Raw genomic sequence first — 14,963 nt, forward strand, 5'->3', positions numbered from 1 at the left:
CTATTTTATCTTACATTTCTGTTGTAACAAGGTCTATAAATCACACATATATGAACATTTTTATTACTAATATTTGTCCAATATTATCAGCACAGGCACTTGATAATAAACGAGTCCTAAAAATGATAGTTGAGTCTGCTCAATTACTTAGTACTGCTATTTTCTGCAATAGTCAAATTGTATATCCTGATATTTATAAACCTACCCATTTGAAACACCCTTGTACTATTTGGGCATCTTCAAATAGAAATAACTGGTTTTGGCTTTCTGAACATCTTATAGCTCTTTGTCATGAATATACAAATCGTTATCATAAGAAACATAAAACTCAACAATTAATCAGCAACTTACTTAAATATTCTTCGCATTTAATCGATGATAATAATATGACACCATTCGTCAATTGCACTAAATCAGACTATTTACAAATTGATTTTTCTAATCACTCTAATATTTTTAAAGCATATCAGCAATACTTAACTGTAAAATGGAATAACGATATAATAAAACCAAAATGGACAAATCGTTCTATTCCAAAGTGGTATACTCAGAAATAAATTATTAACTGATGTTACGCAGCTAACCATGCCTTTACACTGCCTAATTTTATAAAAATACTTAGTTGTTGTAAATCTTGTGTCTGTTTATCGCTTTCTCTTATTCCATATCTTGTTTTTCAAGCACTATTACTAATTAGACTTACTGCATAAGTCAATCTAGTTGGTGATTTTGTCGTCGAAACTCGCCTCCGCTCCTCACGTACGTCTGTGTACGCGAAGGTAGCCGGCTTCGTTTCTCCTAAAAATCCCTCAACTATCTTTGATTTATGCAGCAAGTCTATTATAAATTTATGATGTTTCAACTTCTTTAGTAATTAAAGATCGTATCAATGCATTAACCGCTTGCTGCTGCTCTGAACTGCGAATTTTTATAAAATTCCTTGAAACCTCTATGTACATATGCTGATTTTCAAAAAATACTGGTTGTATAGTATCAGCATCTTCTAAATCTTTATAAAAATACTCTATATTTTTATCTAGTGCTTTAGCAACAAGAACTAATCTACTTATTGATATTCTATTAATGCCCCTTTCGTATTTTTATAACTGCTGCCCTTTTACTTCTACTATATCCGCTAGTTGTTGTCGTGACACCCCTTTAGCAAGTCTTAGAGAATAAATCTTTTCTCCAATAAGTTGATCGATCTTCTGTAAACAATCATTTTTTCTTGATATCATTTTTTTAACATTGATTATATCATATCTTAAAAGCCTTCATTATACTCTTCAAGTTTTCTAGATTATGCTACGACAAGTTACTTAGCGTGTCAATAATTTAATTTATTATTATAAAAAGTAACCTTATTTTTTTCTTTGATATATAACTAATTTGTTGTTTGTCATAATTCCTCCAAATTTATAATCGTAATTGTGGTAAGGCTAAAAATAGCAACCCATCTTTAGTAAGTTATTTAAAATCTAATCCTTAGTCCTATATAAATCACACAGCTTAGATATCCTTAATGATTTTTGCTCCACAAATCCATGTCATATTGTTTGCAATATTCAAACATATCAACTGTATTAGGGTGGTGTATGCCAAACTCATTAATTTGTGGCTTGCCAAAAAATTTATAATTATATAAATCTTTGCTTTTACAGGCAGCTTTTGCTCCTTTCTTGTATAACTTACTTACTTGAGCAATATTTTTACTTCTATCCCCATATAAATAATGATATATAACAAACGCTTTTTTATAAGATTCTATGGCTTGTTCAAGCCTATCTTGAGCAAACAAAATATCACCTTGTACTATATAACCAGCTGCTAAGCTTGGATTTTTAGAATAATTTGTTTTCTCAGGGGTTATGTTTTCCAGTGCTAACAACATGTGGATAGGTTTATTGATGTATTCAGAAGCTTTATCTACTTTATCTAAACCTAATGCACTTCTTGCCATTTCTATGTAAATATATGCAAATACTTCATTATCCTTATGCTTGAGAGGTTTATACATATCATATATCTGTTGGGCTTGAGTATAAGCTTCTTGATATCTACCAAGAAAACTCAATATCTCTGTTCTATACACATAAACTGTAACAGCATATGGGTCATTAATATGCAATCCATTTTTTATAAACATTTCAATAACTTTATCTATACACTTTAAAGCTTCTTGATATTGACCTTGCCTTCCAAATAATATACCTTTTACAATATATATTGTATATATTTCATCTTCTTGTATTACTCCTCCTAATTTTACTAGTTTTTCTATCTTTTTAATAAATTCTTCAGCTAATTTAATTTCACCTAAAACTATATAAGCCATAGATATATTATAGAGAACATTCAATTTAATATAATAATTCACTTCTTCACCAAGTTTATCTAAAACCTTTAATGATTTAGTATAATAAATAATAGAGGTTTCAAAATTTTTTAATATTCTATGATAATATGCTCCTATCATTCCTAAATACCTAGCATAACACAATTTTTGGGATTCAGACATTTGCCACAATTTAAATTCTTTATCTTTTTGATTAAACCAATCAAGCATTTGTTCGGCTTTGCTAATATTACAAATATTTACATATAGAGAAAATAATTCACTTCTTAAACTAAGCATCTCATATATGTTAATATTATATTTCTCGACATTTTTGAGAAGAATTTCTAAATTTTCTAGTATAGTCTGTGAGGTTTTCCATAAATATCCTGAATAAGACCCTTTAAATTTAGGTAATTTGCTAATAATATTTTCTAAATATATTTTATTATTATCACCATTTAGTTCCATTATTTTATTACTGACTATATCATGCATTTCAAAAATAGGATTATCCTCGTTAGGATTAATATTACTGATTAGCATAAATTTAGATAATTGATATATATCATCATCAAGAGTATCTTTATTATCAGTAATAATGGTAAGCAGCTGTTTCGAGAAGCTTTGGTTATTTAGTAAAGCTATTTTATTAAGTAATTTTACTGCACTAGGATTTAATTGTTGAATAGCCATGCTAATATTTGTTGCTATTTTATCAGTCAATTGATAAATTTTCTTTTTATATTCCTCTTTATCTAAACCTTTAATTTTGTTAAGTAATTGAGTTCCTTGGACTATCAATATTGGATAACCACTAAAAGATTGCGTTAAAAATTCGATACTGTTTTTATCTTTATTATCCAATAAGTTATTAGCTAAAGCTATAGTAGTAGACTCATCAAGTATGGGCATTGCTATAATATTAGGTAACTTTTCATTATCTTGCGAACAAAACACGACATGACCATTATGTTCCCATTCAACTAAATCTTGCACTTGCTTATTTTCATTAATTTTTAAATTATCAAACACTAATAACCATTTATCAGTAGGGGTTAAATATGATATTACTGCTTTTTTTGCCAAAGCAACTTTTTCAGATATATTAGTTTGTTTAACCATATTAAGTTGCTTGGCTAATTTTACAAATTGTTCATTAAGGTCTAAGTTACAATCAAAAAACCAAATTATATCGTAATTATTTTTATTCCCATAACCATACATCCTAATCAGTTGAGTTTTGCCTATACCGCTAGTACCAACTATACTTGCTTGTCTATATCTACTTAAATGTTCATCAAGAATTTTAAGTTGTTGCTCATGATTGACAAAATAACTAACTGGGGTGATTAAATTAGATACTTGTTCTTGAGCAAAAGTATTACTATAAATAATTAGTAATATGAATAATGTTAAAAATTTTTTCATACACTGAGCTTCTGCATAATTATTCCGTAATTATTCTTTAATAATTGTAAATGCTTAGTATACTATATTTTAATAGAACCACTAATAGATATACTATAATTTTATAGCAAAAATTCTACTATTCTTCGCATAAATTAAGATATTTTTTATTCACATGGTTAAAACAACAGGAAATAGAGGACTCTTTAATACATCCATATTCAGGAAATGAAAGTAGGTGATTTTTAGAAATATATCTAATTTAACGCGAGTTGCCAATTAATTATACAGGTAAGCCCTTATTTAAAGCGGTTTACAAGTAGGAGTCGTAGTTAAAATGTTTATTATAATTAGCTATATTTCAAAATATAGCTAATTTTGAACATTTTAATGCTATAAGTTAGCTTCAAAGGTTTGATGAAATTCAGGTTTGTGCTTAGCAATTAATTGGCAACTTGCGTTAATTTAAGAATTTTGTCAGTTATAATATGAATTGAATACAGATATATTTATATTGCATTTTAATAGCAGCAATTTTGTTTATAATTTTTAATGGATAGACTTAACTAAGTGTTTAGTTTTAGGATATGAGGGTTAGGTGGATGATTCATTAGACTTCTTTCGAAACTAGACAATGATGTAGAATGCTGTTATAAATATCTGATTTGGAGTAGTAATGAAATTCGATCAGATTAAAGAGTTAGAAGATGATGGTGCTAGGCAAAGTGGGTAAATTACAGTTGGTGGGAATCCAATCTACGCAAAGTTTAGCCAACAGTTTATACTACTTCACTATGCCTTTTACATCTCATTTCCCTCTCTCTTTAAAAAGTTATAGGACGCTATGAGTAAAAAATAAAACTATTGAAATAGCCAAAAAAATGTTAGCTAGTGGGTCAGACTTGCCTTTATCTCTACTATTACAGGCATTGACAAGGATTTTATTATTTTTTCGAAATAATTCTTGATCTTAAGTAAGAAATATAAATTAAACAATGTAGGATTACTATGAGTAATAATTTTTTAAATGAAATAAAACACATTATAGTTTTAATGATGGAAAATCGTTCTTTTGATCATATGTTAGGTTTTCTCTATACTGATCAAGGAAATAAATCTCCTAGTGGTCAAGCATTTGAAGGATTAACTGGTAATGAGTTTAACTATGATACAAAAGGTAATAAAGTAAATGTATTTAAAATTACTCCTGACCGTAATCAATGGCATACTATGCCTGGATCTGATCCGGGAGAAGGATATTGGCATACAAATGTACAATTATTTGGTAAATCTTCTACTAAGAATATAAATATCAACAATAGTGGCTTTGTTAAGGATTTTGGTGTTGCTATCTTAGAATCTGCAGTAGATGGCTATTCGCATATAGCTGGAACAGTTGAAGCAAATATTATGGGCATGTTTACCCCTGAAACTCTACCAGTTATCTCTACTCTTGCAACAAAATATGTAGTTTTTGATCATTGGTTTGCTTCTGCTCCATCTCAGACCTTTCCTAATAGGAACTTTGCTTGTGCTGGTACTACTAACGGTTATTTAGATAATACCAAGTTTATACTTAATGCTCCTACTATTTTTGGATTATTATCAAAGAATAACATTAGTTGGAGTATATACGGGTATGATTCTGATTATCCACTTGCAAGATCCATGTATCCTGATACTAAAAGTGCTTCACCAGATCATTTTGGAGTTTTTGAAGATTTTCAACAAGCTGTTAATAATGGGACTTTAGCATCTTATGTATGGTTGGAACCAGATCTAGGTTTTGGAAAATCAGCTAATGATCAGCATCCTGGTACTTTTGATGTATCTCGAGGAGAAAAATTAATGTATGATGTTTATTATACGCTACGTAATAGCCCAATTTGGAATGATACTTTATTAATCATCACATATGATGAACATGGCGGGTGTTATGATCATGTAGCTCCAACAAATAATGCTACTCCTCCAGATCATTATATAGGTTATAATGCGGAATTTAATTTTTATTTTAACAGATTTGGAGTGCGAGTACCAACTATTGCCATTTCTCCTAGAATTCAACCTGGTACAGTATGTCGAGCTAAAGGAAATATACCATTTGATCATACTAGCATTTTAAAAACTATTCAAAAAAGATGGAACTTACCGTCGTTAACAAAGCGTGATGCTGATGCAGAAGATATTGGTGATATACTGTCTTTAGAGATTCCACGTACAGATGATGCTCTTGCTGGTATTACTCCACTTGTTTCTCAGGACTATTCTGATAATTTACCTGATGTACCTTACGATCTGCAAGTTACACTAGCTCAATCTTTACATTCTGAGTTAATATCTAATCAAGATTTGAAGCTTAATGGTTACTCTAAATTAGGATTAAAAACTAAAGATGATTATAAGCAATATATACAAAAATGTCTTAAGTTGTTAGTAGAACAAGAAAAATCTAAAATATCAAATTAAAAATAAAACGGTTCACATCAGTTGTAAATGTTAGAAAAATTAGGTATAGTCAAAAAAGATATAGCTATGTCATAGTTAGCGTTAATTTCTTTGCAAGCATGAGCAAAGGTTTTTGACTTAAAATGTCCATAAAACAACTAGACTATTAGGATTTACTATTTAAAGAATCTAAGCGATTTAAAGTATCATACAAAGTAGAACCTCTAATGCCAGATTTTCTACAGATAGAAGTTTGGTTTTGCCAACTTTTAAAGTTTATGTTATTACAAATGCACAGCAGTTTGTTTGGTGCTTATAACTTCAATTTTCACGAATCAAATAATATCAAGTCTGAGCATGCTCCTAAGTTACTTACATCACTTGTACAAACAGCCTTTGTATACTTAATTATATCAGTTAATTTTAAATATCTACAAACCTTAACTAGTACATCCGTAGGCATCTCGAATCCTTCTTCAAAAACACATTTTGTCTGTACTACGTTAGTAATCTGAAAATAAGAATCACTAATACGATTATTTAGTTTTACCAATAAATTATTAATATCACTTGTATTATCAATTTCACTAGCTTTTAGTCCTTGTTTTATATAATGTATAAATAATAAATTTTCTCTCACCTCTTGATATTGTTGCAAAATATTTCTATGTGAAGTATTTAATGACAGTGTTTCATCAACTATAATAGGAATAACACATGCAGATAGTTCGTCAAGTGCTTGTCTATAATCAACAAAATTTTGATTGTTACTACTATTAACTAAATCTAGAACAGATATATTATTATTGTTTTTTATATCAATATTAGCTCCTTTGTTTAGCAAAATCTTAAATATCTCAATATTATCTCTCATTACTGCAATGTGTGCCGCAGTATTGCCATTTTCGTCTACTAAATCAATATTAACTCCTTTATTTAATAGATGTTGTACTAAATTTCCATAGTACACAGCTATATGTATCAGAGAAGAGGAATAATTAAATGGACCACCTTTATATTTGCATAAAGAATTAACCTCTTGGTGCTGTTTCTCCAATAAAATATCTAGTAATTCAGGACAGTCATTATGTATTGCCTTAGATAATAAGAGATCAGAAAAGTCAACCGCATAAAAATATCCATCCATCTTATCCTTATGTTCTAACAAGTACTCCAGTATTTGATATTGTTCTTCTCTTATTGCAACATCTATTGGATATTCATTATGATATGCAACATTAACATTATCATCATGTTTTATTAGCATCTTTACAATATCAATCTTACCCTTTGTTATCATAACATGTAATAAGGGCGTTGCGTTGCACTCTGCATTTCTTGGGTTAGCATTTTTTTCTTCTAACAAAAATTTTACAATCTCATTGTGATCATTCACTACTGCTGTAACTAATAAATGTGTGAGGTCATCATGAGCTTTGTAATCAAACAACAACTTCACTATATTTAAATGACCATGATATATTGCTGATTCCAACGGTGTTTTTTGCCTATTATCTTTAGTATTAGGGTTAGCTTGGTGTTGTAACAGAAACTTAACCATGTTAATATTACCATCAGATGATGCTATGTGTAATTCAGTTCGTCCACTATAATTTATAGCATTAATATCAATATTAGTAATCTTGGGTAATAACAATTGTACTATTTGAGTATTATCATTTTTTACTGCTTTAAATAATTCTTCTTTAGTTACTGTTTGCAATTTTGTTAATAATAATTCTACTATCTCAGTAGAATTATTAGATATTGCTGTATACAAGGGAGAATTGTGTAAGAACGCAATATTAACATCAGCACCACCATTTAATAATAACTCTACTATTTCATTACTATTTGATTTTACTGCTATATGTAATGAAGTCTCCCCAGAAGTTCTTTTAGCGTTAACATCAGCACCAATATTTAATAATAACTTTACTATTGATTTTTGGTTATTCTGTGTTGCTACATGTAATAAAGTGTTACCTGAAGAATTTCTAGCATTAACATCAATGTAGTACCCTAATAATAATTCTACTATTTCTACATTACCTTGCTTTATTGCTGTATCTAATATACTCCTTACAATATTATGATCAATATTACGTCCTAAACATACATTTAGTGCATGAGTATCATTCTTTTGTATAAGTTTATACAATATCATAGAATCTATAAAGTCATGATTTAAAGATGGTTCTTGCACAGAAGATGCTCTAGAGCTTATACTTACCAGCTCTGACAGTGATGTATCTACAATAGGAATACTAGAAGGTACACTTTTTTGGGTAACAACTTTCTTTGGTACAACAGATACTCCAGAAGGGGTGCTTATCTGTCTTGAAAATGTTGATGGTATATGCTCTACAGATAATCTATCTACAAATGATTGTTTGAAATCAGAAAATATGTGACTCTCTTGATTTTGGTTGTCAGTTAGATTCTTAAGTAAAGCTAGTTGACATTTTGACAAATCTAAATTTTCTAGATTTTGTTCGTTGTTACTAACAATTTCTATACATTGTGTTTTATCTTCTGCCTGAATTGCATTTAACAACTGTTCTCTTAGAGATGATTTTTTTTCTCCACTAATAAGACGCTTCAATTTTTTATACATATCTTTCTATATCCTCATTCCTTACAGACCATTTAAAAGCAGGGGCAAAACTAAATTTGAATTAGAAAACTACGCCAAATCATTGGCGTTATATCTTTAAGATGTACTTTAAATTGGTAAATCTTAGTATTGTCAGACATATAAAAGCAATTTATCAGTTACATCAAATAGGATAAAATATGTTTCAGGTATTATAGATTCATTTTGTAATATATTTTTATAAAAAGCTAGGCATATTTTTAGCAAAATTTAGCTTTGCCCCTGATTTTGAATGGTCTCCTAAAAAATGGTCGTTTTTAAGAGGTGCTAAGAATATAGTTTATGACATAATCTATAAATTTATTGCGTAATTTATCTAAATGACATATAGTAATAAATGATAAAGTGACCTAAACAAGTATTTGGTATAGAATATGGAAAAATTAATAACAAATATGGATCAACATGGCAGAGTATTGATTCCATCAGAAATAAGAGAAAGGCTTAATATACAACCGGGTGATAAAGTTAATCTAGAAGTTTATGAAAATGAGGTGAAGATAATTAATGCTAACCAAATAATAGATGAGATGCATGCAATCTTTACAAAAAACCAAAATAATAGAAAAGATTCAGTGCTAGATGATTTTATAAACAGAAAGCATGAAGAATACCAAATAGAAGAAAATAGAAGTGTAAAAAATGGCTAAAAAAATAGTGTTTGATTCTTCTGCTCTTATAATGCTATTTGCAAAAGAACTTGGATATGAATCCATAAGGCAGCATATGAAATATGCAATAATCTCAAGTGTAAATATTGCGGAAGTATACAAGTACTGTATTGAAGTACAAAATTTAACAGAAGACGACTGTAGAAACCTGATAAAGCTTTCCGGTATCAAAATTATAGATTTTTGCGAAGAACAAGCATTAATAACAGCAAAAATAATCAAAAAGACAAAACAGTATGGTCTATCCTTAGGAGATAGGGGGTGTATTGCTTTAGCAATGTTTAAAAATTACCCTATACTTACTTGTGATAAGATATGGCAAAAAGTTGACCTTGATATTGAATTCATAATGGCAAGGTAATGACTGATATTTTGGGATATGCACGTGTATCAACGCAACAACAAGACTTAGATTCTCAGAGACACCGTCTTAAAAAAGCGGGAGCTATTAAAATATTTGAAGATGTTATCAGTGGTAGAATATTTGAACGTCCGGGATTGGAGGAATTAATTGCTTATGCTAGACCCAATGATTTACTTTGTATAGTACGACTCGATCGTTTGGGATGCAGTTTAAAAGAATTGCTTGAAACAGTAGAGTATCTTAAGAAAAATAAGATTGGTTTGATGTCTCTTGAAGAAAAGATTGATACCTCTTCTGCTGCTGGAGAACTTGTATTCCATGTATTCGGTGCTATTGCCCATTTTGAGACGACTAATTTCAGAACGCACTAAGGAAGGAATCAATGCTGCACGTTTAAAAGGTAAAACTCCCGGGCGTCCTAACTTAGATAAAGAAAAACTTGATGCAGCATTAAGATTAATTAAAACCGGAATATCCCCTACTAACGCTGCAAAACAATTACAAATGGGGCAGTCTACAATATATCGTGAATTAAAATATACTCAATAGGGCTATCGGTAATGGTTGGATAGATTTTGTGGAAACTCGTTCTCTTTTCATTCTTGTAGTTGTCACTTTATCGTTTTGATGCTATTATATTTCCTATAATAGTTCTAACTTTTACTATTTTTTGACAGCAAAAGTTCCGCCTCCAATCATTATGAGAACTAAATACTAGGACGCACAGTGATAGATACAAATCAAATTATAAAAAACAATACTATACTAGAAAGCAAGTTGTCAAAGAAACTCCTTGATAATATTATAGCTCATATTGAATCAGCTAAATCTCATGTGGCAAGTTATACCAATTCGGCATTGGTATTCCTTTAAACTTGAGTTTAACAAAAAATGAGTATTTTGTAAACGATACTATGCTGCTTACAGACCGAAAATTTTGTTAAAATTAGGCGTTTTTCAGTTAATTTGACGGTGTCGTTAAAACTTATATTATATTTTTATATGTTTCTTTGTAAAAAAATATTATAAAAATAGCTAAAATAGCTAGGAAGGTTAAATAATAAGACATCGCTAATCTATCTCCTGTAACCTGATATATCCAAGCACCAATCATAGGGACTGTCCCTCCAAATATTGCTGCACTTATGTTGCATGATAGTGCTACTCCTGTAAAACGAACACTAGTTGGAAATAGTTCTACTAGAATCGTTGGTATTGCACCCATATGAAATGCTACTATTACAGCAAATAAAATTTGTGCTGTAGTTGCAAGATAATAAGATTTAGTATTTATCATGAGAAAAATTGGGTAGGTGAGTATTATAAGTGCTAGGCAACTGAAAAGAATTACAGGTTTGCGTCCTATCTTATCTGAGATGTAGGCAGTAATAGGAAAAGTAATGATCATGGTAACTAAAGTTAAGCTTCCTAATGTTGAGCATTCAGCTTGGCTATATCCAAGGGTTAACATGTAGTTTGGAATGAAAATAGTTGCAGCATAGAAAGGTGCTGTAACATTAATATAAAGACCTATTGCTAACCAAAGTTTTTTCTTATAGTTTAATAGTAGTTCTCGCAAAGGGTATTGTAAGACTAGTCCACAATCTCTTACCTTGGCATATATTGGGGTTTCTGATATGCTATTTCTTATGTACATTCCTATCATACCAACAAAAAAACTACTAATAAAAGGTAATCGCCACCCAAAAGACCATAAATCTTCTTTTGATAACAAGGAACTGAGTAAATAAGCAATTATTATCCCTAACAACATCCCTAAGCATTGACTAATATATACAATACTTCCAATTATACCCCTGTTATTTGCTGGTGCATGTTCTGTAAGGTAAATAACGCAACCACTAAATTCCCCACCTAATGAAAATCCCTGAACTAATCGTACTAGAGTTAAAATTATTGGAGCAACTAAACCAATTGAATTATAACTGGGTAGTAATCCTATTATGGTAGTAGGAACTACCATTGTCAAAATACCTATAACCAAGGAAATACGTCTCCCAAATTTGTCATCAATATTACCAAAAATAATTCCTCCAAGAGGTCTTACCACAAACCCAGCTGCAAATATTGCAAAAGTCAGTATTTCACTAATAGAGCTATCTGGCAAAAATTTTTGTTTAAGTATATAAGCAAACTGAGCATATAAAATAAAATCATACCATTCCAATGCATTGCCAATCATACAGGTCAAAACAATTTTTTTCATAAAAACCTATTTTGTAGACACAGGAATAATACTATTTGGAATGTAATGTAGGAAACCACTATTAATTGCTTTTTCTATAAGTTGAGATTTATTACTGCACCCTAACTTTAATTTGATTATCGCAAAGTATGATTCCACAGTACGTACTGACAGGTTTAATATAGTGGCGATTTCTTTCATGGATTTACCACGTAACAATAAAAATACACATTCTTGTTGTTTTTTGCTTAAAGGAAGAGGAGAATGCTCCTGATTTAAAATATAAATTATAGGTTTATCCTGCGAATTTATAAATTTTTTATCAAATTGATTTAATGCTAGATACCAATTAAACATATTAGTGTTAGATATGTCCATAACTTGACCAAATATTCCAGTGATTTTCCCATCTTCTTGTTGTATGGGGATCTTATGACTCATTAAGGTTTTCCAGCCAGATGAATAATTGCAAATATATAAGCTTAATATCGCCTTAGTAGTATCGATAACTTTCTGATCAAGGGTTATAAATTGCTCAGCTGCTTTTACGGCTTCACAAGGTATGTCAAAATCTGTTAAATCAACGCAGTGGTCTGGACTCTTCTAACCCAGTAGTAGAGCATAATCTTTACTAATAACGGAATACTTAGAATTGATGTCTTTAGCGATAACAAAGCCAGGTACATTTACTATAGAAGCAAATTCAGATTTTAAATCGTTTTGTTTAGTACAAATGATTGATGTATTTTGTACTGAGCTTTTATCTTGGACAGGCTTCAACATAATTTGTTACACGAATATTTTGTTGTTATAATTAGCTGGATACTTAGTTGGACACCTCTACACTATAAACTATTTTTTCAATATTACCATTATATCCTAGTTCTCCTATAATAATCTTGGAGGCTTTACATACCATATTTTCTTTGAAAGAAACTGCTACTCTCTTTGCAGTATCCTGTAATTCAAGCCTTGGTGGGGTATTGGTAAAACAACGTCATATGAGGATTATATAACTCCAAAACTCCACTAACACCATAATTATCGACTTGTTCACGTTGAACATTTGACATATCTTTATAAACATCTTTAGAGCGAGCTAACGGATGTTTGTGGAAAGGGCTAGCTAAATGAACGATTGATGCGTGTAATTCTTGAAGATATTTATTTTTTTCTGCCCCTAAGTCTACCCACCTATCTGCAGTAGAGTAAATTTTACTAAAGTTTAAGGTAAAAGGTTGGAGTTTTAGTCCTTTAATTTTGTTATATATTTGTTGTATATCTTTTGTTTCATATGCCCCGTGATATTAAGGTAACATGCCAATAATTTTTAACATTAGTTAAATGACTTAATATTTTTGCAATATCCTGATTTAGTTTTTCAGCTACTCTTACACATTTTTCTTCTAGTAATATAACAATCCCGTATTCTTTTATATTATTATTCTTTCCTGCTGCTAATGTCCCACTACTATAAGCAAATACAAACCAAACTATAACAAAAAAGAAGAATGACTTTTTAATTACACTCCTAACAGTTGCATGTGACATAGAGCATTTTCCTAATAAATCCTGTATTTGAAATTCCATAATTTATATCTCAAAACCATTTTTTTTATTATCGGATAAATAACTTTATGCATAAATAATATGTAAAGAATCAACTTATATCAATACCGTAAAAAATACCGTGGTAATTAACACGTTAGTAAGTTATAATAATATTTTTTTGAATATTAAGTAAAGTAATAAATAGGATTTACTAAATGATTAAAATAAATATTTATAGCAGCAATCAATCAGCCGACCTTATCTAGGCTTACAACAGGCTATGCAGACAAACATAACATTAGCAAATAAAGGAAGTAGAACATGAATTACCAAATATTAGCCTTGGTCATTGGAGTATTTAGCCTAATCATTGGACAGATATGATTAATACTACTCTCGGTCAAATGGCTTAATCAAATCAGATCAACCTGTAGTGACATCAAGGTTATTTGCAATAATTTTTCTAACGTCTACATCAAAGCACAAGATGAAATAGTAGCTCTATATCAAAAGAGTACAGAGCTAGCTAATAGTACAGTTAAGAAAGAACATCATATATTACATGCTACCTTTCAGTTAGAAGACATAAATGTCAATCTTAAAACACTACTTGACGAGTGTAAAGTATTTGCTAGCTCTAGCAATACTACGCCACAGACCAGGGAACAAAAATAATTCCTCTTGGAATGAAAATTTATGTTAAGTTATTATTTTTTTATTGACTTCCATTACGGATGCTGAGGTTATTATTAGCTCCAGTAATTTGTCTTTTTTGAATCATACGAATATTTTCTATATCAGTGATAGTAACCACAGCAGAACGAAAAATTTTAAACCAAGCATTGGCTTAGCTCGTTTCTTGATAAAGCGGTACTCTTGTTCAGCTATATTATTCAGATATACTCTTCTGCTCCTACGAACTGAATTACCAAAGAAAAAAAGCAAGAAAAATCCTTTAACTAAAAATGATAAAAAGAATAATCGTAGGTTAGCAGGAGAAAGAGTTGTGAATGAAAACGTTATTGGTATGCTAAAACGGTTCAAAATTATTGCTGACAAATATCGAAATAGACGTAAAAGATTCGGTCTTAGATTTAATTTGCTCTCTGACATTTATAATTTTGAACTACGTTAACCAGTTTTAAAAGAGGTCTATTATATATTCTCCATTTATTTTGGGTTTACTTGCAGTATACTCCTATTATTAATAATAGGAGTATAGATTGATAATAATGGATTAATCTTCATTTAAAAATTACCCGCTAGATGGGTCATTTTTCAACGCACATTAATCCATTTACCGGGTCATTATTGCACACTTT

General features: G+C 30.0%; 13 protein-coding genes and 3 pseudogenes. 8 read left to right on the plus strand and 8 right to left on the minus strand.

Going from position 1 to position 14,963, the window contains the following annotated elements; all coding sequences use genetic code 11:
- Positions 1-50 precede the first annotated feature (50 nt).
- Positions 51-557: a pyrimidine dimer DNA glycosylase/endonuclease V gene (locus AAGD26_RS01370; protein WP_341751920.1), complete on the plus strand. Its 507-nt coding sequence runs from the start codon at positions 51-53 to the stop codon at positions 555-557.
- Between the two features lie 291 nt (positions 558-848).
- On the opposite strand, the pseudogene AAGD26_RS01375 reads toward AAGD26_RS01370, so the two are convergent.
- Positions 849-1,235: pseudogene (locus AAGD26_RS01375) on the minus strand (helix-turn-helix domain-containing protein).
- 284 nt (positions 1,236-1,519) lie between these two features.
- On the minus strand, positions 1,520-3,766 hold the full coding sequence (locus AAGD26_RS01380) for a tetratricopeptide repeat protein (protein WP_341751921.1): 2,247 nt from the start codon (positions 3,764-3,766) through the stop codon (positions 1,520-1,522).
- A gap of 987 nt (positions 3,767-4,753) precedes the next feature.
- Here AAGD26_RS01380 and AAGD26_RS01385 point away from each other — a divergent pair.
- On the plus strand, positions 4,754-6,214 hold the full coding sequence (locus AAGD26_RS01385) for an alkaline phosphatase family protein (RefSeq protein WP_341751922.1): 1,461 nt from the start codon (positions 4,754-4,756) through the stop codon (positions 6,212-6,214).
- Positions 6,215-6,521: 307 nt separating this feature from the next.
- Here the strand turns inward: AAGD26_RS01385 and AAGD26_RS01390 are convergent, their stop codons facing one another.
- The gene (locus AAGD26_RS01390) at positions 6,522-8,810 is read right to left on the minus strand and encodes an ankyrin repeat domain-containing protein (protein WP_341751923.1); all 2,289 of its coding nucleotides are present in this window, start codon (positions 8,808-8,810) and stop codon (positions 6,522-6,524) included.
- A gap of 413 nt (positions 8,811-9,223) precedes the next feature.
- On the opposite strand from AAGD26_RS01390, the gene AAGD26_RS01395 reads away from it, so the two are divergent.
- The 5 genes from AAGD26_RS01395 (at position 9,224) to AAGD26_RS01415 (ending at position 10,757) form a co-directional block, all read left to right on the plus strand.
- Positions 9,224-9,499, plus strand: a complete 276-nt coding sequence (locus AAGD26_RS01395) for an AbrB/MazE/SpoVT family DNA-binding domain-containing protein (protein WP_341747762.1) — start codon at positions 9,224-9,226, stop codon at positions 9,497-9,499.
- Positions 9,492-9,881 (plus strand): type II toxin-antitoxin system VapC family toxin, encoded by a 390-nt coding sequence (locus AAGD26_RS01400; RefSeq protein WP_341747761.1) that lies wholly within the window; start codon positions 9,492-9,494, stop codon positions 9,879-9,881. Before AAGD26_RS01395 ends, AAGD26_RS01400 begins: the two co-directional genes overlap by 8 nt.
- Entirely contained in the window at positions 9,881-10,255 is a 375-nt protein-coding gene (locus AAGD26_RS01405; RefSeq protein WP_341751924.1) for a recombinase family protein, read from the plus strand. The genes AAGD26_RS01400 and AAGD26_RS01405 overlap by 1 nt, the downstream gene beginning before the upstream one ends.
- Complete coding sequence (locus tag AAGD26_RS01410; RefSeq protein ID WP_341751925.1) at positions 10,227-10,433, plus strand: helix-turn-helix domain-containing protein; 207 nt, start codon at positions 10,227-10,229, stop codon at positions 10,431-10,433. Before AAGD26_RS01405 ends, AAGD26_RS01410 begins: the two co-directional genes overlap by 29 nt.
- Positions 10,434-10,610: 177 nt before the next feature.
- Entirely contained in the window at positions 10,611-10,757 is a 147-nt protein-coding gene (locus tag AAGD26_RS01415) for a hypothetical protein (protein ID WP_341751926.1), read from the plus strand.
- Between the two features lie 112 nt (positions 10,758-10,869).
- On the opposite strand, the gene AAGD26_RS01420 is transcribed toward AAGD26_RS01415, so the two are convergent.
- From AAGD26_RS01420 to AAGD26_RS01440, 5 genes and pseudogenes are all read right to left on the minus strand, one after another.
- On the minus strand, positions 10,870-12,111 hold the full coding sequence (locus AAGD26_RS01420; RefSeq protein ID WP_341751927.1) for an MFS transporter: 1,242 nt from the start codon (positions 12,109-12,111) through the stop codon (positions 10,870-10,872).
- A gap of 6 nt (positions 12,112-12,117) precedes the next feature.
- The gene (locus tag AAGD26_RS01425; protein WP_341751928.1) at positions 12,118-12,531 is read right to left on the minus strand and encodes a helix-turn-helix transcriptional regulator; all 414 of its coding nucleotides are present in this window, start codon (positions 12,529-12,531) and stop codon (positions 12,118-12,120) included.
- A gap of 162 nt (positions 12,532-12,693) precedes the next feature.
- The gene (locus AAGD26_RS01430) at positions 12,694-12,873 is read right to left on the minus strand and encodes a hypothetical protein (RefSeq protein WP_341751929.1); all 180 of its coding nucleotides are present in this window, start codon (positions 12,871-12,873) and stop codon (positions 12,694-12,696) included.
- A gap of 507 nt (positions 12,874-13,380) precedes the next feature.
- Positions 13,381-13,680 (minus strand): hypothetical protein, encoded by a 300-nt coding sequence (locus AAGD26_RS01435; protein ID WP_341751930.1) that lies wholly within the window; start codon positions 13,678-13,680, stop codon positions 13,381-13,383.
- Positions 13,681-14,356: 676 nt separating this feature from the next.
- A pseudogene (locus AAGD26_RS01440) lies at positions 14,357-14,541 on the minus strand (DDE-type integrase/transposase/recombinase); the annotation flags it as partial.
- A gap of 25 nt (positions 14,542-14,566) precedes the next feature.
- On the opposite strand from AAGD26_RS01440, the pseudogene AAGD26_RS01445 reads away from it, so the two are divergent.
- Positions 14,567-14,776, plus strand: a pseudogene (locus AAGD26_RS01445) (transposase family protein); the annotation flags it as partial.
- Positions 14,777-14,963: the final 187 nt, after the last annotated feature.

This window comes from Candidatus Tisiphia endosymbiont of Piscicola geometra, from assembly GCF_964026415.1.
In the GTDB taxonomy this organism is placed as follows: Bacteria; Pseudomonadota; Alphaproteobacteria; order Rickettsiales; family Rickettsiaceae; genus Tisiphia.

Bases quoted from the DNA above. Each gene is read 5' to 3' on its own strand.
- AAGD26_RS01435 (WP_341751930.1), bottom strand. From the start codon at position 13,680: ATGGAATTTCAAATACAGGATTTATTAGGAAAATGCTCTATGTCACAT.
- AAGD26_RS01400 (WP_341747761.1), top strand. From the start codon at position 9,492: ATGGCTAAAAAAATAGTGTTTGATTCTTCTGCTCTTATAATGCTATTT.
- AAGD26_RS01395 (WP_341747762.1), top strand. From the start codon at position 9,224: ATGGAAAAATTAATAACAAATATGGATCAACATGGCAGAGTATTGATT.
- AAGD26_RS01370 (WP_341751920.1), top strand. From the start codon at position 51: ATGAACATTTTTATTACTAATATTTGTCCAATATTATCAGCACAGGCA.
- AAGD26_RS01425 (WP_341751928.1), bottom strand. From the start codon at position 12,531: ATGAGTCATAAGATCCCCATACAACAAGAAGATGGGAAAATCACTGGA.
- AAGD26_RS01430 (WP_341751929.1), bottom strand. From the start codon at position 12,873: ATGTTGAAGCCTGTCCAAGATAAAAGCTCAGTACAAAATACATCAATC.
- AAGD26_RS01420 (WP_341751927.1), bottom strand. From the start codon at position 12,111: ATGAAAAAAATTGTTTTGACCTGTATGATTGGCAATGCATTGGAATGG.
- AAGD26_RS01405 (WP_341751924.1), top strand. From the start codon at position 9,881: ATGACTGATATTTTGGGATATGCACGTGTATCAACGCAACAACAAGAC.
- AAGD26_RS01385 (WP_341751922.1), top strand. From the start codon at position 4,754: ATGAGTAATAATTTTTTAAATGAAATAAAACACATTATAGTTTTAATG.
- AAGD26_RS01390 (WP_341751923.1), bottom strand. From the start codon at position 8,810: ATGTATAAAAAATTGAAGCGTCTTATTAGTGGAGAAAAAAAATCATCT.
- AAGD26_RS01380 (WP_341751921.1), bottom strand. From the start codon at position 3,766: ATGAAAAAATTTTTAACATTATTCATATTACTAATTATTTATAGTAAT.